This is a genomic window from Streptomyces sp. NPDC088553, from assembly GCF_044752965.1.
In the GTDB taxonomy this organism is placed as follows: domain Bacteria; phylum Actinomycetota; class Actinomycetes; order Streptomycetales; family Streptomycetaceae; genus Streptomyces.
The window spans coordinates 26,236-42,662 of the sequence record NZ_JBIVMG010000006.1 but is presented as its reverse complement, the minus strand read 5'-3'; the positions used below and the strand labels follow the sequence as shown (position 1 = coordinate 42,662).

15 protein-coding genes and 5 tRNA genes are annotated in these 16,427 nt (G+C 73.3%); 16 read left to right on the top strand and 4 right to left on the bottom strand.

Going from position 1 to position 16,427, the window contains the following annotated elements; all coding sequences use genetic code 11:
* Positions 1 to 32: 32 nt before the first annotated feature.
* The 3 genes from ACIP8Z_RS20705 to ACIP8Z_RS20695 are packed head-to-tail and all read left to right on the top strand — an operon-like array spanning position 33 to position 2,071.
* Entirely contained in the window at positions 33 to 383 is a 351-nt protein-coding gene (locus ACIP8Z_RS20705; protein ID WP_402085413.1) for a hypothetical protein, read from the top strand.
* Positions 384 to 440: 57 nt separating this feature from the next.
* The gene (locus ACIP8Z_RS20700) at positions 441 to 1,232 is read left to right on the top strand and encodes a DsbA family protein (RefSeq protein ID WP_402085412.1); all 792 of its coding nucleotides are present in this window, start codon (positions 441 to 443) and stop codon (positions 1,230 to 1,232) included.
* On the top strand, positions 1,229 to 2,071 hold the full coding sequence (locus ACIP8Z_RS20695) for a cytochrome c biogenesis CcdA family protein (protein WP_402085409.1): 843 nt from the start codon (positions 1,229 to 1,231) through the stop codon (positions 2,069 to 2,071). Before ACIP8Z_RS20700 ends, ACIP8Z_RS20695 begins: the two co-directional genes overlap by 4 nt.
* 125 nt (positions 2,072 to 2,196) lie before the next feature.
* Here the strand turns inward: ACIP8Z_RS20695 and ACIP8Z_RS20690 are convergent.
* From ACIP8Z_RS20690 to ACIP8Z_RS20680, 3 genes are all read right to left on the bottom strand, one after another.
* A tRNA-Phe gene (locus tag ACIP8Z_RS20690) sits at positions 2,197 to 2,270 on the bottom strand.
* A gap of 22 nt (positions 2,271 to 2,292) precedes the next feature.
* Positions 2,293 to 2,366: transfer RNA gene (locus ACIP8Z_RS20685), tRNA-Asp, on the bottom strand.
* A gap of 40 nt (positions 2,367 to 2,406) precedes the next feature.
* Positions 2,407 to 2,479, bottom strand: a tRNA-Glu gene (locus ACIP8Z_RS20680).
* A gap of 104 nt (positions 2,480 to 2,583) precedes the next feature.
* Between ACIP8Z_RS20680 and ACIP8Z_RS20675 the strand changes: the two genes are divergently transcribed.
* The 7 genes from ACIP8Z_RS20675 (at position 2,584) to ACIP8Z_RS20645 (ending at position 10,870) form a co-directional block, all read left to right on the top strand.
* Positions 2,584 to 2,934 carry a metallopeptidase family protein gene (locus tag ACIP8Z_RS20675; RefSeq protein ID WP_055601288.1) on the top strand — a complete coding sequence of 117 codons (351 nt, stop codon included), beginning with the start codon at positions 2,584 to 2,586 and terminating at the stop codon, positions 2,932 to 2,934.
* A 251-nt stretch (positions 2,935 to 3,185) separates the two neighbouring features.
* Complete coding sequence (locus ACIP8Z_RS20670) at positions 3,186 to 3,740, top strand: hypothetical protein (protein ID WP_402085406.1); 555 nt, start codon at positions 3,186 to 3,188, stop codon at positions 3,738 to 3,740.
* 197 nt (positions 3,741 to 3,937) lie between these two features.
* Positions 3,938 to 6,091: a DEAD/DEAH box helicase gene (locus tag ACIP8Z_RS20665; RefSeq protein WP_402085403.1), complete on the top strand. Its 2,154-nt coding sequence runs from the start codon at positions 3,938 to 3,940 to the stop codon at positions 6,089 to 6,091.
* A 225-nt stretch (positions 6,092 to 6,316) separates the two neighbouring features.
* On the top strand, positions 6,317 to 8,512 hold the full coding sequence (locus tag ACIP8Z_RS20660) for an FG-GAP repeat domain-containing protein (protein ID WP_402085401.1): 2,196 nt from the start codon (positions 6,317 to 6,319) through the stop codon (positions 8,510 to 8,512).
* 126 nt (positions 8,513 to 8,638) lie between these two features.
* Positions 8,639 to 8,711: transfer RNA gene (locus ACIP8Z_RS20655), tRNA-Lys, on the top strand.
* Positions 8,712 to 8,885: 174 nt separating this feature from the next.
* Positions 8,886 to 10,280, top strand: a complete 1,395-nt coding sequence (locus ACIP8Z_RS20650) for a diacylglycerol/lipid kinase family protein (protein WP_402086493.1) — start codon at positions 8,886 to 8,888, stop codon at positions 10,278 to 10,280.
* Positions 10,277 to 10,870: a phosphatase PAP2 family protein gene (locus ACIP8Z_RS20645; RefSeq protein ID WP_402085398.1), complete on the top strand. Its 594-nt coding sequence runs from the start codon at positions 10,277 to 10,279 to the stop codon at positions 10,868 to 10,870. Before ACIP8Z_RS20650 ends, ACIP8Z_RS20645 begins: the two co-directional genes overlap by 4 nt.
* A 9-nt stretch (positions 10,871 to 10,879) precedes the next feature.
* Here ACIP8Z_RS20645 and sigJ read toward each other — a convergent pair whose 3' ends face one another.
* The gene (gene sigJ / locus ACIP8Z_RS20640; protein ID WP_402085395.1) at positions 10,880 to 11,833 is read right to left on the bottom strand and encodes an RNA polymerase sigma factor SigJ; all 954 of its coding nucleotides are present in this window, start codon (positions 11,831 to 11,833) and stop codon (positions 10,880 to 10,882) included.
* 200 nt (positions 11,834 to 12,033) lie between these two features.
* Between sigJ and ACIP8Z_RS20635 the strand changes: the two genes are divergently transcribed.
* The 6 genes from ACIP8Z_RS20635 to ACIP8Z_RS20610 all read left to right on the top strand — a co-directional run bounded on the left by ACIP8Z_RS20635 (position 12,034) and on the right by ACIP8Z_RS20610 (position 16,320).
* On the top strand, positions 12,034 to 12,528 hold the full coding sequence (locus ACIP8Z_RS20635; protein WP_383585715.1) for a rhodanese-like domain-containing protein: 495 nt from the start codon (positions 12,034 to 12,036) through the stop codon (positions 12,526 to 12,528).
* Between the two features lie 53 nt (positions 12,529 to 12,581).
* Positions 12,582 to 12,655: transfer RNA gene (locus tag ACIP8Z_RS20630), tRNA-Met, on the top strand.
* Positions 12,656 to 12,761: 106 nt separating this feature from the next.
* Positions 12,762 to 13,502, top strand: coding sequence for a MerR family transcriptional regulator (locus tag ACIP8Z_RS20625; RefSeq protein ID WP_402085392.1), 741 nt, complete (start codon positions 12,762 to 12,764; stop codon positions 13,500 to 13,502).
* Between the two features lie 112 nt (positions 13,503 to 13,614).
* A complete protein-coding gene (locus ACIP8Z_RS20620; protein WP_402085390.1) occupies positions 13,615 to 13,995 on the top strand; it encodes a hypothetical protein in 381 nt (126 codons plus the stop codon).
* A gap of 64 nt (positions 13,996 to 14,059) precedes the next feature.
* Entirely contained in the window at positions 14,060 to 15,100 is a 1,041-nt protein-coding gene (locus ACIP8Z_RS20615; RefSeq protein ID WP_402085387.1) for a PLP-dependent cysteine synthase family protein, read from the top strand.
* A complete protein-coding gene (locus tag ACIP8Z_RS20610; RefSeq protein WP_402085384.1) occupies positions 15,097 to 16,320 on the top strand; it encodes an MFS transporter in 1,224 nt (407 codons plus the stop codon). Before ACIP8Z_RS20615 ends, ACIP8Z_RS20610 begins: the two co-directional genes overlap by 4 nt.
* Positions 16,321 to 16,427: the final 107 nt, after the last annotated feature.

Sequence of the window (16,427 nt, the reverse complement as noted above, 5' to 3'; positions counted from 1 at the left end):
CGGGCACGTCGACCGGACCGGAGAGGTTTCGTATGTTCCGCACCACCCGCGTGCCGGCGGCGTTCGCCGCGCTCGTGGCGCTGGTCCTCGGACTCCTGGTGTGCGGTGCGACGACGGCCACGCCCGCCGGGACGGCCCCGGTCGTCCTGGGCGCCGCCGTACCCGGCTGCGACCCGGGCCACCCCGTCGACGAGGGGGCCGCCGGCCCCGTCGTACCACCGCGCGCGCACGCCTTCGCGGAGCTGCTGCCTGCCCTGGCCGCCGACCGGACGCCGTGCGGCGCCCGGGAGCAGGATCCGGCCGGCCGGGGCGGGCCGGCGGGCCGGGAGCCACCCGCGCGCGTACCCCTGTCCCCCGTGGAGCTTTCGGTCCTGAGGGTCTAGACGGACGGCCGTCCTCCGCCGTCCTTCTCCCTTCCTCTCCTTCAGGAGCGCTTCCGCATGTCCAGGTCCAAGCCGATCGTCGTCGTCTCCGGGGTGGCCGCCGCCGCCGTCCTGCTCGGTGTCGTCTCGTACACCGCCACCAAGCCCGCGTCCCCCGGCGCCGCCGGCTCCTCCTCCGTCGCGGAGGTCTCCGCCGACCCCTCGGCCGGCGTCTACGCCGAACTGGAGGCGTACGCCCGCCGCGACGCCTCCGACAAGCTCGCCCTCGGCCGCGCCGACGCGCCCGTCGTGCTCATCGAGTACGCCGACTTCAAGTGCGGCTACTGCGGGAAGTTCGCCCGGGACACCGAGCCCGTCCTGGTCCGGAAGTACGTCGACGACGGCACCCTGCGCATCGAGTGGCGGAACTTCCCGATCTTCGGCGAGGAGTCCGAGGCGGTCGCCCGCGCGTCCTGGGCCGCCGGGCAGCAGGGCCGGTTCTGGGAGTTCCACAAGGCGGCCTACGCGGAGGGCGCCAAGGAGAAGGGCTTCGGCAAGGACCGGATCGCGGCCCTGGCGAAGGAGGCGGGCGTCCCCGACGCGGCCCGGTTCGCGAAGGACAGCGAGGGGGCGGCGGCCCGCGCGGCCGTGAGCGCGGACCAGGAGCAGGGCTACTCCCTCGGCGCCACCTCCACCCCGTCCTTCCTGATCAACGGCCGGCCGATCGCCGGCGCGCAGCCGCTGGAGACGTTCACGGAGACGATCGAGGCCGCCGCCGAGGCGGCCGAGGCGGCCGGGGCCTCGAAGGCGCCGAAGACGGCCGCGCCGGCCGACGGCGCCACGAAGCCGGGCTCGGACTCCGCGCGGTGACCTCCGGCATCGGCTATTTCGCCGCCTTCCTCGGCGGGCTGCTCGCCCTGCTCAGCCCGTGCAGCGCGCTGCTCCTGCCGGCCTTCTTCGCGTATTCGATCGACACGCGCGCGAAGCTGGTGGCCAGGACCGGCATCCTCTACGCGGGTCTGGCGACCACCCTCGTCCCGCTCGGCGCGGCCGGCTCCTTCGCCGGCCGCCTCTTCTACGGCCACCGGGAGCTGCTCGTCACCGCCGGCGGCTGGCTGATCATCGGCCTCGGTGTCCTGCAGATCCTCGGGCTGGGCTTCGCCTCCCGGCGGATCGCCGAGGCGAGCGGCCGGATCCGGCCCACGTCGGCGCTCTCCGTCTACGCCCTCGGCCTGGTCTACGGGCTCGCGGGCTTCTGCGCGGGCCCGATCCTCGGCAGCGTCCTGACGGTCGCGGCGCTGAGCGGCAGCCCGGCGTACGGGGGACTGCTCCTCGGCGTGTACGCGCTCGGCATGGCCGTTCCGCTGTTCGTGCTCGCGCTGCTCTGGGAGCGCTACGACCTGGGCCGGCGGTCCTGGCTGCGCGGCCGCCCGCTCCGGGTGGGCCCCCTCACGCTGCACTCGACGTCGCTGCTCTCGGGCCTGTTCTTCGTGGCCCTGGGGACGCTCTTCCTGGTCTTCGACGGGACGACCGCGCTGCCGGGCCTGCTGTCGGTGGACGACTCGTTCGCGGTGGAGCAGCGGGTGGCCTCGCTGGGCCGGGCGGTCCCGGACTGGGCGCTGCTGGTCGCGGTGGTGGCCGTGGTGGCGCTGGTGCTCGCGCTGCGGGCGAGGCGGGGGAGCCGTTCGGGGGAACGCGAGGAGGGCTGACGGTACGGGGAGGGGGCGCCGGCCTCCTCCCCGTACGGACGTCTCCGGTCCTGGCGCTCCGGTCCTGGTGCTCCGGTCCTGGGAACGACGAAGGCCCCGTTCTTTCGAACGGGGCCTTCTGTTTGTGGCTGGGGCCGGGGTCGAACCGGCGACCTATCGCTTTTCAGGCGATCGCTCGTACCAACTGAGCTACCCAGCCACGAAGCTGTCTCCAGCTTCAGCGACTCTGACGGGACTTGAACCCGCGACCTCCACCTTGACAGGGTGGCGAGCTAACCAACTGCTCCACAGAGCCAAGTTTGTGCGCGATCACTAGTCTCGCACACGGTCATGCGTGCCCCCAACGGGATTCGAACCCGTGCTACCGCCTTGAAAGGGCGGCGTCCTGGGCCACTAGACGATGAGGGCTAGAGGCTCACCTGCGCACTTCTCAGTGCGTCGGGGACGTGAGAAGCATATGGGATGCCGGGCGCTATCGCCAAAACGGTTTCCGGCGGGGGGACAATGGGCGCGTGCTGGAGATGACGCGCGAGGAGTTCGAAGAGCTGGTCGCCGAGGCCCTGGACCGGATCCCGCCGGAGCTGACGCGGCTGATGGACAACGTCGCGGTGTTCGTGGAGGACGAGCCCGCCGCGGACGATCCCGACCTGCTCGGGCTCTACGAGGGGACGCCGCTGACCGAGCGCGGTGAGTGGTACGCCGGTGTGCTGCCGGACCGGATCACGATCTACCGGGGGCCGACCCTGCGGATGTGCGAGTCGCGCGAGGACGTGGTCGCGGAGACCGAGATCACGGTGGTGCACGAGATCGCCCACCACTTCGGCATCGACGACGAGCGGCTGCACGCGCTGGGCTACGGCTGAGCGGACCCCCGGGCAGACGCCCGGGGCCTTTCGGGCGTGTCCCTTGTGGCGCCAGGGGAGTTGGGCAGGGCAACGCGTTCCGTTCCTGCCTGTTCTGTCCTGGAGGTGCCCCCGTGCGCCATTTGCCCACCCGTGTCAGATGGGCCGCCGCCGCGCTGGCCGTCGCGGCCTGCGCCGGCCTGAGCGGCTGTATGAGTGTGAGTGACGAGGGGGCGAAGCCGGCGCCCGGCGCGTCCGGCGGGAAACGGGGCGTGGCGACCGACTCCGGCGGCGGTGCGGCCGGGGAGCCCGGTGGGGGCGCCGGTTCGTGGAACGGCCGACCGGACGCCGGCGGCCCCGACGTGGCCGGTTCCGGTACGGACTCCCCGGTGCCGAGCGGCTCTCCCTCGGGCACGGCGAAGCCCTCCCCGGGTGCGGTGCTGCCGGTCGAGGGCCCCGGCGGCCCGTCGAAGCCCCAGCCGACGGGCGGTCAGGACGGCCCGGGCGGCGGCTCGGGCGGTTCCGCCGGGAACGGCGGCACCGGTGGTGGCGGGAACGGGGGCAACGGCGGCGGGGCGAACGGCGGCGGCTCGGGCGGTCCGGGCGGCGGGGGCACGCCCACGCCGGAGCCGACGGCCGAGCCGACTCCCGAGCCGACGCCGGAGCCGACCGCGGAGCCCACTCCCGAGCCGACGCCGGAGCCGACCTCCAACCCGACCGATCCGCCCTCGCCCGGAGCCGACACCCAGATGGGTGCGATGCGTGCGGCGGACGGGCCGGGAGCGCCCCCGGAGCCGGTGGCGTCTCCGCAGGTCGGACCGGTGTGAGGGAGTCCGATTTGCCATAGGTGGGGGAGGGTGCGTATGGTGGTAGATCGTTTGATCCCATTGCCCGGCGCCGACACAGAAGAGCGCCGTGTGGCGCGTACTCTCCCTAGCCGTGGCTGACCGCATTGAGGCGGTCGTTTGCGAAATCACGGAGTTGACGGGCGCGTGCCGAGACTCCGGAAGGTTTCGCATTTCGCATGTCCATTTTCAGTTCTGATCACGCCGTCATGCCCGAGAACGACGAGATCGTCGACGCCGCCGAGGCTGTCGCGATCGTCGAGATCGACACCGACGACCTCGCCGAGGCCGTAGAGGCCCTCGACATCGACACCGACTCCGACGACGACTCCGTCGAGGAGCCCGCCGAGCCCACCATCACCTTCGGCGACCTCGGTCTGCCGGACGGCGTGGTGCGCAAGCTCGCGCAGAACGGCGTCACCACCCCCTTCCCGATCCAGGCGGCGACCATCCCGGACGCCCTGGCCGGCAAGGACATCCTGGGCCGTGGCCGTACCGGCTCGGGCAAGACCCTCTCCTTCGGTCTGCCGCTGCTCGCCGGCCTCGCCGGCGGTCACACCGAGAAGAAGAAGCCCCGCGGCATCATCCTCACGCCGACGCGTGAGCTCGCGATGCAGGTCGCGGACGCCCTCCAGCCGTACGGCGACGTGCTCGGCCTCAAGATGAAGGTCGTCTGCGGCGGTACGTCGATGGGCAACCAGATCTACGCCCTGGAGCGCGGCGTCGACGTCCTCGTCGCCACCCCGGGCCGACTGCGCGACATCATCAACCGCGGCGCCTGCTCCCTGGAGCAGGTCAAGATCGCGGTCCTCGACGAGGCCGACCAGATGGCCGACCTGGGCTTCCTGCCCGAGGTCACCGAACTGCTCGACCAGATCCCCGGCGGCGGCCAGCGCATGCTCTTCTCCGCCACCATGGAGAACGAGATCGGCACCCTGGTCAAGCGCTACCTGACCGACCCCGTCACGCACGAGGTCGACAGCGCGCAGGGCAACGTCACGACCATGACCCACCACGTCCTCGTCGTGAAGCCGAAGGACAAGGCGCCGGTCACCGCCGCCATCGCCGCCCGCAAGGGCCGCACGATCATCTTCGTCCGTACCCAGCTGGGCGCGGACCGCATCGCGGAGCAGCTGCGCGACGCCGGTGTGAAGGCCGACGCGCTGCACGGCGGCATGACCCAGGGCGCCCGTACGCGGACCCTGGCCGACTTCAAGGACGGCTACGTCAACGCGCTCGTCGCGACCGACGTCGCCGCCCGAGGCATCCACGTCGACGGCATCGACCTGGTCCTGAACGTGGACCCGGCCGGCGACCACAAGGACTACCTGCACCGCTCGGGCCGTACCGCCCGTGCCGGCCGCTCCGGTGTCGTGGTCTCCCTGGCCCTGCCGCACCAGCGCCGTCAGATCTTCCGTCTGATGGAGGACGCGGGCGTCGACGCCTCGCGCCACATCGTCGGCGGGGCCGGCGCCTTCGACCCCGAGGTCGCCGAGATCACCGGCGCCCGTTCGCTGACCGAGGTCCAGGCCGACTCGGCGAACAACTCGGCCAAGCAGGCCGAGCGCGAGGTCGTCGACCTGACCAAGCAGCTGGAGCGCCTGCAGCGCCGCGCCGTCGAGCTCCGCGAGGAGGCCGACCGCCTGGTGGCCCGCGCCGCCCGTGAGCGTGGCGAGGACCCCGAGGCCGCTGTCGCCGAGGTGACCGAGGCCGCCGAGGCCGAGGTCGCGGCCGCCGCCGTCGAGGCCGAGCGTGCCGCCCGTGCCGAGGAGCAGCGCCGCGAGGAGCGTCCGGCCCGCGACGAGCGGGGCAACTACGAGCGTCGTGACCGTGGCGGCTTCAACCGCGACGACCGCGGTGACCGTGGCGGCGACCGTGGTGGCTTCCGCGGCGGTGACCGTGGTGGCGACCGTGGCGGTTTCCGTCGTGACAACGACCGTCCGTCCGGTGGTTTCCGCCGTGACGACCGCCCCTCGGGTGGCTTCAACCGTGACGACCGCGGTGGCGACCGTGGTGGCTTCCGTCGTGACAACGACCGTCCGTCCGGTGGTTTCCGCCGTGACGACCGTCCGTCGGGCGGCTTCAACCGTGACGACCGCGGTGGCCGTTCCTTCGAGCGTCGTGACGACCGTCCGGCCGGCGGCCACCGTGGCAGCGACCGTCCGTTCAACCGCGACCGTCGCGACGACCGCCCCTCCGGCGGCTTCCGCCCGGGTGGCGGCGACCGCCCGTACGTCCGTCGTGACGACCACCGCGGCACCGGCTCGACCGGCTCGACCGGTGGCTCCTTCGGCCGCCGCGACGACAAGCCGCGCTGGAAGCGCAACGGCTGACCTCACGTAGCACTCTGAGCAGGGCCCGTACGACACTTCGGTGACGTACGGGCCCTGCTGCTTTGAACGGGTTCGAAACTCGGTTTCGACGTGCGGGGTCGGCTGTTAGCATCGGCGGACTCGCATGGGGGCGGTGCGGCCGGGGGGCCGTGGACCGACATCTGTTCAGCACGAGAGCCACCGTCTTCCCCATGCCTCTACATTGATCCTCAGGGGAGGACCCGAGTGCCTCGTAGCGCTCTTCTACGCCATTCCATCGCGGCCGTCACCGCCGCGACCCTTCTCGCCGGCGTCGGCCCGCTGGCCGCGACGGCGACTGCCGCGCCGGTCGCCGCCGTCGCCGCCGCCGCGTCGGTCGACCCGTGGGCGGCGTCCGTGCCGCTGTCGGACGAGGCGGCCCTGCACAGCCTCGTGGACCTCAAGACGGCCAAGGACGGGGCGGTCGTCGCCCTCTGGTACCGGACCGCCGAGGACCACAGCAAGAACGAGCTCGTCGCGGCGGTGCGCCCGGCGGGCAGCTCCGTCTGGGGCGCGGCACAGGTCCTGCGCACGTTGCCGAGCCAGCGCAGCCAGGCCCAACTCACCGTCTCCGCCGACGGGTCCGTCACGGTGGCCTGGATGGAGTACCCGAACGACGGCGGGCCGGGCAACGAGAAGCCCGGCGGTGCGTTCCGGATGGTCACCCTCGCGGCCGGTGCCACGACGTGGTCCGACGCGTCGGACATCATGACCGACCCCGGCTGGGTGCACAGCGGGAGGCTGGCCGGCTCGCCTTCGGGCGAGCTCGTCGCCGTCTGGGAGGCAGTCTCGGCGGGGAGGGCCGGGGTGTACTCCTCGGTCCGCACCGCCCCGGGAGGGGCCTGGTCCGAGCCGGTGCGGATCGACGAGCCCGCGACGGACGCGGGGCTCTCCTCCACTCCGGAGCTCATCCACTCGGCGGACGGCACGACGACCGTCACCTTCGTCCAGGCCGGCCCCGAGATCAGTGAGATCAAGGTCCTCGACCGGCCGGCCGGCGGCACGTGGACCAAGCCGGTCACCGTCTCCGCCCCCGGGCAGTACGCCCACAACCCGAAGCTGGCGCTCGGCCGCGGCGGCCACGCCGCGCTGGTCTGGCACACGCAGGACTCCCGGGACTCCTCCGTCGGTACGGACGTGGTCGCCCGGCGGCCGGCCGGCAGCCCGGCCTGGAGTGCCGGGGAGCCGGCCAACGGCTTCGAAGGCGGTGCGTGGCGCAAGATCGCGGTCGGCCCCGAGGGCGACGTCACCCTGCTCGGTGTCACCTTCGTCGAGGGCAGCGGGTACACCGCGCGGACCACCACCCGATCTGCCGCGACCGGCACCTGGGCCGCACTGAAGACGATCTCCACGGGTTATGTGCCCGACGACCAGTTCGACCTGACGGCCGGTCCGGACGGCGTCGTCCACGCCGTGTGGACCCAGGGCAGCACGGACCGGAAGCTGATGGCCTCCTCGCGGGTCGCCGGCGCCTGGTCCGCGGCCCCGACGCCGCTCTCGACCAACACCAGCGGCTACGCCCTGGGTCTGGTCACCGTCGACGCCGCCGACCGGCCCGTCGCCGTGTGGCAGCAGTCCAGCGGCGACCTCACCACCCAGCTGCGCGCGGCCACCACCGCCCCCGCGCCCGTCAAGCCGCTCCCCACGTGGCGGGACCACAGCGGTGACGGCAGGGGCGACCTGTTCGGGCTGACCCCGGCCGGCGCGCTGACCGTGCGCACGGGCTCGGGCGCCGGTGGCCTCGGGACCGGGGCGACGGCGACCGGATGGCCGGCGACGTCGACGGTCGTCCCGTTCGGCGACCTGTCGGGCGACCGGTGCAACGACCTGCTCGTACGGAGCTCCGCCGGGGTGCTGACGCGTCATGACGGCGGCTGCGGGACGGCGTTCGCGCCGGGCGGGCCGAAGCTCACCATCGGCGCAGGCTGGAACGCGTACGACGTCCTGACCGCCCCGGGCGACCTGACCGGAGACGGCCGGACGGATCTGGTGGCGCGCACGCCCGGCGGTGAGCTGTTCCTGTACGCGGACGACGGCAAGGGCGCGTTCAGGACACGCGCGGCGCTCGGCGGCGGCTGGCAGGCCTACACCGCGGTCGTCGGCGTCGGTGACCTGAACGGCGACAAGGCCGGCGACCTGCTCGCCCGCGACACGGCCGGTGTGCTCTGGCGCTACCAGGGCACGGGCAAGGGCACGTTCGGCACCCGGGTGAGGGTCGGCGGCGGCTGGCAGGCCTACAACTCCCTCGTGGGTGTGGGCGACTTCACCGGCGACGGCAAGGCGGACCTGGTGGCCCGCGACACGACCGGGACGCTCTGGCGTTACGCGGGGAACGGCGCGGGTGCCTTCGGCGGCCGGGTGAAGATCGGCGGCGGCTGGCAGATGTACAAGACGCTGTCCTGACGGGCCCCGAGCGAGGCCCGGGGCCCGTCCCGCACGTTGTCGTGGGGACGGGCCCCGAGTCGTCCGCGAATACCCGATCGGTTCGGGGGATCTCTCGGGCTATGCTGCACGGGTGTGCTTGTCCACGGGCCGTTAGCTCAATTGGCAGAGCAGCGGACTTTTAATCCGTTGGTTGTGGGTTCGAGTCCCACACGGCCTACGTGTGGCAGGCGGGGGTTTCGGTCCCCGAGCTGCCGAGAAGCGCCCCGACCGGTTTCGACCGGTCGGGGCGCTTCCGTATCCGGGAGCGGTGTGCGGCACCCTGGGTGAGTCTGGTTCGTGGACGCTGAGCGTGGAGGTGGGGACCGTGACGGTGAACGGATCCGGTGATCCGATGGACCGTGCCCGGACGCTGGCGCGGTGGGCGCTCGGCGCCGCCGTGGCGGCGGTCGTGCTGCTGCTCACCGGCCTCGGCGCCGCCGGTGTGCTGGTCATCCTGAGCGCGCTGGTGGGGCTCGTCTGTTCGGCCGTGGGCATCTGGTGGTTCCTCGCCCACCGCGGGCCGCTGCGGGTGTCCGGCGCCCTGCTGGCCGTCGGCGCGCCGCTCGCCGTCCTCGTCCTGTACGTCGCCTGGGGCCCGTGGCTGACCGGGCTTGGGGCCCTCGCGTCGTGGAGCGTGGCGCTGGTCTGCGCGCGGGCCTCCCTGCGCCTCATCAGGGACACGAACGGCGGGCCGCTTCGGCCGGGGCCGAAGCGGCGGCCGCGGCCGAAGCGCCCCGTACTGATCATGAACCCGAAGTCCGGGGGCGGGAAGGTCGCCCGCTTCGGGCTCGTCGAGCGGGCCGAGAAGCTGGGCGCGCGGGTCGTCCTCATCGACCCGTCCGTCGAGACCGATGTCGCCGCGCTCGCCCGGGAGGCCGTCGCCGACGGCGCCGACCTGCTCGGGGTGGCCGGAGGGGACGGCACCCAGGCGCTGGTGGCCGCCGTGGCCGCCGAGCACGACCTGCCGTTCCTCGTCATCTCCGCCGGAACCCGCAACCACTTCGCCCTCGACCTGGGTCTCGACCGCGCCGACCCGGCGGCCTGCCTGGACGCGCTCGTCGACGGCGAGGAACTGCGGGTCGACCTCGGCTCCGTGTCCGGGCGGGCGTTCGTCAACACCGTCTCCTTCGGTGTGTACGCCGACGTCGTCCAGCTCCCCGAGTACCGCGACGCGAAGGCCGGCACCGCCGTCGACGTCCTCCCCGACCTGCTCCAGGGCGGTGGCGGCGACCGTCTCGACGCGACCGCCGACGGCCTCAGGCTCCCCGCCCAGCAGGCCCTCCTCGTCAGCAACAACGCGTACGCCGCGCCCGATCCGTTCAGCGCCGCCGCCGCAAGGAGACCGCGCCTGGACGGCGGAGAGCTCGGGGTGATCGCCATCCGGGTCGACGGGGCCGCGCAGGCCGCCGAGATGGCCGTACTGGGCACCAACTCGACCGGGCTGAACGTCCTGACGGCCGCTCGTGTCGAGGTGACGGGGAAGGCCGCGGCCCCCGTCCCCGTGCCCGCCTCGGCCTTCGTCCCCGCGCCCGCCCGGGCCCCCGGCGCCCCCGGCACCATCGCCGTCGCCGTCGACGGCGAGGCGCTGACCCTCCCCACCCCCGTCGTCTGCACCCTGCGCCCCCGTGCCCTGCGGGTGCTCGTACCGCGTCACCGGCCCGGCGTCATCGAGCCCCAGCCGCCCCTGGACTGGCGGCGCATCACTCACATCGCCTTCCAGACCACTTCGAGGAGCAGCGGCTCATGACCACCGGCACCACCACTCCCGCCACGAACCCCGTCCGGGCGGTCTTCCGGGACCTCCGCGCGATCGACGGGGCCGTCTACGCCGCCGTGGCCGCCACCCCCACGCCCACGCTCGACACGGGCTTCCGCAGGCTGTCGAGCGCGGCGAACCACTCCAAGATCTCGTTCGCCGTGGCGGCCGGGCTCGCCCTGGTCCCCGGCCGGCCGCGCCGGGCCGCCCTGGCCGGCATCGGGGCCGTGGCCGTCGCCTCGGCCTCGGCCAACCTGCTGGGCAAGCGTCTCGTCCGCAGGCCGCGGCCGGACCGTGAGGCGGCCCGGGTCGTGGTGGGCCGCCACGTGCCGATGCCGGACTCGGCGTCGTTCCCCTCCGGGCACACCGCGTCGGCGGTCGCCTTCGCGACCGCCGTGGGGGTCGTCTTCCCGCCGGTCGCGGTGCCCCTGCAGGTCCTGGCGATGGCCGTGGGCTACTCCCGTGTCCACACCGGGGTGCACTACCCGGGCGACGTCGCCGCGGGCGCCGTCCTCGGCGTCGCGAGCGCCGCCGTCTCCCTGACGGCCATGGCCTCCTTGACGGCCGCCAGGGGGAAGTGACCGGTCGGCTCAGAACGTCGCGCGGGCCAGGTCCTCCTCCGAGAGGCCGAGCGCGGCGATCCGCTCCGGGTCCGCCAGGATCTGCAGCTCGACGATCTTGTCCCCGGCGATGGTGAACGACATGAGGACGGTCGGGCGGCCGTCGGCGACCGCGACGAACGCGGGCGCGCCGTTGGCCACGACGGGCAGCGCGGCCTGCCGGAACCTGGCGTACGTGAGGGCCTGCGCGATGACGGCCTCGGCGCCCCGTACGACCTTGGAGACGGCCGCGAGCGTCCGGCCGCCGTCCGCGCGCAGCACCACGTCCGGGTCGAGGACGGCGAGCAGCCCCTCGAAGTCGCCGCCGTGCGAAGCGGCGAGGAAGGCGTCGGCGATCTCCCGCTGCCGGCGCGCGTCGGGCCCGGGGGCGGGGCTGGCGTCCTGCACCCGGCGGCGGGCGCGGCTGGCGAGCTGGCGGGTGGCGGCCGGGGTGCGGTCCACGATCCGCGCGATCTCGTCGAAGGAGACGGCGAACATGTCGTGCAGGACGAACGCGAGACGCTCGGCCGGGCCCAGGGTCTCCAGGACGACGAGGAGCGCGAGGCCGACGGATTCGGTGACCTCGGCCGCGTGCTCCGGGTCGGTGGTGTCGGCGACCCGGACGACCGGGTCGGGGACGTAGTACTCCAGCGGGTCCTCGCGGCGTGAGCCGCGCGAGCGCAGCATGTCGAGGCAGACGCGGCCGACGACCGTGGTCAGCCAGCCGCTCAGGTTCTCCACCGCGCTGACGTCGCTGCGGTTGAGCTTGAACCAGGCCTCCTGGACGGCGTCCTCGGCCTCGCTGAGCGAGCCCAGCATCCGGTACGCCACGGCCCGCAGATGGCCCCGGTCGGCCTCGAAGCGGCGGGCCAGCAGGTCCTTGCCGTCGGCGTGGTTGTCGCGGTTCTGGTCCACTCGTCGATCTCCCCGTTCGCGTCCCGTCATGTCGTCATGACGGAGCAAACCTCGTCGATGTGACGCCGTCTGTCACGCCCCTTTCCGACGGGGCATCGGCGGTCCCGAGGCTTCCGGTACGTGAGATCCACGCCGCTGCGCGGGGAACGCCCGGGATTCCCCGGTCGATGGCTCGGAGCGCCGGGGATCATCCCTTCAGCGCGGTGATCATCATCCGTAGATTGATTCTCATGACGACGACAACTTCGCAGGTCAACGCCGTTCTCCGTACCCCGCCGGCCTCTCCCGCCGCCGCTGCCGCGTACTTCTCCGCGAGCCTCGCCTTCCACGCCGATGTCTCCGACGTGGCCTCCGCGCTGGCCGCCGCGGCCGCCGACGGCACCGACCCGGGCTTCGTGGTGATCGACTCGCGCTCGACCGCCTCCTGGGACCAGGGGCACGTCCCCGGTGCCGTCCACCTGCCGACCGCGCTCATCCCCGAGCAGGCCGAGCGGCTGCTCGACCGGTCCGTGCCGGTCGTCACGTACTGCTGGGGCCCCGGCTGCAACGGCGCCACGCGGGCCGCGCTGGCCCTCGCGGAGCGGGGATTCCAGGTGAAGGAGATGCTCGGCGGCTTCGAGTACTGGGTGCGTGAGGGCTTCGCGTACGAGACCTGGGAGGGGCCCGCTGAGAAGGCCGCGGACCCGCTCACGGCGCCGGTGGACTCGGACGACTGCGGCTGCTGACGGAAACCGATTTCCGGATCGCCCCGGTCATGCCGTACAGTCATGTTTACCGACGCGGGGTGGAGCAGCTCGGTAGCTCGCTGGGCTCATAACCCAGAGGTCGCAGGTTCAAATCCTGTCCCCGCTACTCAGTAGCAACGAAGGCCCGGATCCAGTCACTGGATCCGGGCCTTCGTCGTTCCCGCAGACCGGCGCTTGACCTTTACGCAACGTCAAGATCTAGCGTTCTCGGTATGGAGTGGTCGATCCAAGAGATCGCCAAGAAGGCCGGCACCACCAGTCGCACCCTCCGGCACTACGGGGACCGCGGACTGCTGGAGCCGAGCCGGATCGGCGCGAACGGTTACCGGTACTACGACCAGGCGGCGCTCGTACGGCTGCAGCGGATCCTGCTGCTGCGCGAGCTGGGGCTCTCGCTGCCCGCGATCGCCGAGGTCCTCGCGGGGCAGCGCGACACGTCCGCCGCCCTGCGCACCCATCTCGCGCTCCTGGAGCAGGAGCGCGAGCGCATCGGACGGCAGATCGCCTCGGTGCGGACCACTCTCCACAAGACCGAGAACGGAGAAGAACTCATGGCCGACGAAGTGTTCGACGGTTTCGACCACACGGTGTACGAGCAGGAGGTCACCGAGCGCTGGGGCCGCGACGCGTACGAGAAGAGCGACCGCTGGTGGCGCTCGCTCACCGCGGCGCAGAAGAAGGCGTTCATGGACGAGCAGGCCGGCATCGCCCGCGACTTCGGGCAGGCGCTCAAGGACGGGCTCGCCGCCGGCAGCGACGCGGTGCAGGAGATCGCGCGGCGCCAGGTCGCGTGGCTGTCCACCACCACGACGCCGACCAAGGAGTACGTGACCGGTCTCGGCCGCATGTACGTCGACGACCCGCGCTTCACCGCGAACTACGACAAGCACGGTGAGGGCACCGCCGTCCTCGTCCGGGACGCGATGGAGATCTACGCGGAGCGGAACCTGTAGCCCTTCCGGCCGGGCTGTCCGAACGCCCCCGGCTGCCGGAGGTGAACGGTGGCCGGAACCGTGCCTGTCCCTTTGTGCGCGCGCACTGCCCCACCGTAGTGTCACACGCACCATGAGTGACGAGCGAGTGAGTGACGTACGCCGGCGGGCGCCCGCCGTCCTCGTCCTGCTCGCGCTCCTCGCCCTCCTCGTCAGCGTCTGCCACGGCTCGCACGGGCACATGCTGCCGCCCTCGGGCTCCGGGGCCGTCGTCTCGGCCCCCGCGCTGCCGCACGGCTGCGAGCGGTCCGGTGAGGCGTGGTCCTTCGACGTCCACCTCCCCGCGCAGACCGCCGCCGCGCCCCTCGCCGCGCCGGACGCCGGCGGAGCCGTCCTCCTGCCGTACGCGGCCGACCTCCGCACCGACCCCCGCGCGCGCTGTGTCCGGGGCAGGGCGGGACCCGGCCCCGAGCCGGGTCGGCTGCTGATCGCCCTCGGAGTGGACCGGAACTGAGCCGGGTCTCGCCCTCGCGTGACCAGGCCCCCTTCCGCGTACTCACCCCAAGGACGTCCCCTCCATGAACGACCTGCTGTCCGGCAGCCTGTCGCCCGTCGCCGAGCAGACCGTCGGCAACACCCCCGTCCTCCGTACGGACGACGGCTACTGGGCCAAGCTCGAAGGCTTCAACTTCGGCGGCATCAAGGACCGCGCCGCCCTCTACATGGTCGAGGAGGCCCGCCGGCGCGGCGAGCTGCGGCCCGGCGCCCCGATCGTCGAGTCGACCTCCGGGACCCTCGGCCTCGGCCTCGCCCTCGCCGGGGTCCTCCACGGCCATCCGGTGCACGTCGTCACCGACCCCGGCCTCGAACCGATGGTCGAGCGGATGCTCGTCGCCCACGGCGCCCGGGTCCATGTCGTACCGGAGCCGAGCCCCCGGGGCGGGTGGCAGCAGGCCCGGATGGACCGGGTCGCCGAGCTGCTCGTGAGCCTCGACGGGGCGTGGTGGCCCGACCAGTACGGGAACCCCGACAACCCCGGCGCGTACGCGGGGCTCGCCGCCGAGCTGTCCGGGCAGCTCGACCGGATCGACGTCCTCGTCTGCGCGGTCGGCACCGGCGGCCACTCGGCCGGGATCTCCCGGGCCCTGCGCGCCACCAGCAGCCCCGCGCTCGAACTCGTCGGCGTGGACTCCGTCGGCTCCACCGTCTTCGGCCTGCCGGCCGGGGAGCGGCTGATGCGCGGCCTCGGCTCCTCCATCCACCCGGGCAACGTGGACCACGGCGCCTTCGACGAGATCCACTGGGTGGGGCCCGCCGAGGCGGTACGGGCGGCCCGACGTCTGGCCTCGCGTCAGTTCGCCACGGGCGGCTGGAGCGTCGGCGCGGTCGCGCTGGTCGCCGGCTGGCTGGCCCGGACCCGGCCGCGCGGGACGCGGATCGCGGCCGTCTTCCCCGACGGGCCGCAGCGGTACTTCGACACCGTCTTCAACGACGAGTTCTGCGCGGCCCACGGTCTTCTCGACGGGCCCGTACGGGAGGACCCCGCCGGGTACGTCTCCGCCGACACGGTCAGCGGCTGGACCCGCAGGGTCATGGACCGGACGGGGGCGACGCGTTGACCACGACGGCAGCGCCGCCCGAGGGCGGGGTCTGGAGGCAGAGCCGTACCTTCGAACCGGCCGTCCGGCTCCTCTTCCTCAACCAGCTCACCATCAACCTCGGCTTCTACATGCTCATGCCGTACCTGGCCGCGCACCTCGCGGACGGGCTCGGCATGGCGGCCTGGGCGGTCGGGCTCGTGCTCGGCGCCCGGAACCTCTCCCAGCAGGGCATGTTCCTCGTCGGCGGGGCGCTCGCCGACCGGCTCGGCTTCAAGCCGCTCATCGTGGCGGGCTGCGCCCTGCGGACGGTCGGCTTCGGGGCGCTCGCGTTCGCGCAGTCGCTCCCGATGCTGATCGCCGCCTCGCTGGCGACCGGGCTCGCGGGGGCGCTGTTCAACCCCGCCGTCCGGGCCTGTCTCGCGGCGGAGGCGGGGGAGGAGCGCCGGGTCCAGGCCTTCGCCCTGTTCAACGTCCACTACCAGGCGGGCATCCTGCTCGGGCCGCTCGTGGGGGTGGCCCTGACGGGGGTGTCGTTCCGGCTGACGTGCGTCGTGGCGGCGGTGCTGTTCGCCGGGCTGACCCTCGTACAGCTCCGCTACATGCCCGCGCGGGGGGAGCGGCGGGAGCGGGACGGGGAGGGGCGAGGGCAGTTCCGCACGGTGCTCTCCCACCGCACCTTCTGGCTCTTCTCGCTCGCGATGACCGGCTCGTACGTGCTGTCCTTCCAGGTCTATCTGGCGTTGCCGCTCGCCGCCGGCGGCACGGGGCCCACGACGGCGCTCTTCGTCGTCTCCGCGCTGGTCGCGCTCGCCGGGCAGCTGCGGATCACCGCCTGGTGCAAGCGGCGGCTGAGCCGGGAGCGGTGTCTGGTCCTCGGGCTCGCCCTGATGGGCGGGGCCTTCCTGTTCCCGGCGGCCCTCGGCCGTGGCCTGGTGGGGTTGCTGCTGTGCGCGGTGGTCCTGGCCGTCGCGAACGCGGTGCTCTACCCGTACGAGATGGACACCGTCGTCGCCCTGTCCCGGGGGCGCTGGGTGGCCACCCACTACGGGCTCTACAACACGGTGTGCGGGATCGGGATCACCCTCGGGAACCTGGGGACGGGCGCGCTGCTCGACGTGACCGGCTGGTCGGCGGTGCCGTGGCTCGCGCTGTGCGCGGTGGGGCTGGGGTGCGCCGCGGCGATGGCCCTCCTGGCGAGGGGCGGGCGGCTGGCGGAGGGAGCGGCGCCGGCGGACTGAGCCGGGGCCGGGCCCCTACCCGCCCGTACGCGCGCGTGGCCGCGCCCGGCCAGGCTCCCCGCGCGCGTGGCCGGGCCCGGCCCTCCGGTCCGTACGCCAGTCGGCCC

Excerpts from the sequence above, each read along its gene's own strand:
- sigJ (WP_402085395.1), bottom strand. The coding sequence starts at position 11,833 with ATGACGGGACGCGAACGGGGAGATCGACGAGTGGACCAGAACCGCGAC.
- ACIP8Z_RS20615 (WP_402085387.1), top strand. The coding sequence starts at position 14,060 with ATGAACGACCTGCTGTCCGGCAGCCTGTCGCCCGTCGCCGAGCAGACC.
- ACIP8Z_RS20700 (WP_402085412.1), top strand. The coding sequence starts at position 441 with ATGTCCAGGTCCAAGCCGATCGTCGTCGTCTCCGGGGTGGCCGCCGCC.
- ACIP8Z_RS20645 (WP_402085398.1), top strand. The coding sequence starts at position 10,277 with ATGACCACCGGCACCACCACTCCCGCCACGAACCCCGTCCGGGCGGTC.
- ACIP8Z_RS20625 (WP_402085392.1), top strand. The coding sequence starts at position 12,762 with ATGGAGTGGTCGATCCAAGAGATCGCCAAGAAGGCCGGCACCACCAGT.
- ACIP8Z_RS20620 (WP_402085390.1), top strand. The coding sequence starts at position 13,615 with ATGAGTGACGAGCGAGTGAGTGACGTACGCCGGCGGGCGCCCGCCGTC.
- ACIP8Z_RS20650 (WP_402086493.1), top strand. The coding sequence starts at position 8,886 with ATGGACCGTGCCCGGACGCTGGCGCGGTGGGCGCTCGGCGCCGCCGTG.
- ACIP8Z_RS20705 (WP_402085413.1), top strand. The coding sequence starts at position 33 with ATGTTCCGCACCACCCGCGTGCCGGCGGCGTTCGCCGCGCTCGTGGCG.
- ACIP8Z_RS20635 (WP_383585715.1), top strand. The coding sequence starts at position 12,034 with ATGACGACGACAACTTCGCAGGTCAACGCCGTTCTCCGTACCCCGCCG.
- ACIP8Z_RS20665 (WP_402085403.1), top strand. The coding sequence starts at position 3,938 with ATGTCCATTTTCAGTTCTGATCACGCCGTCATGCCCGAGAACGACGAG.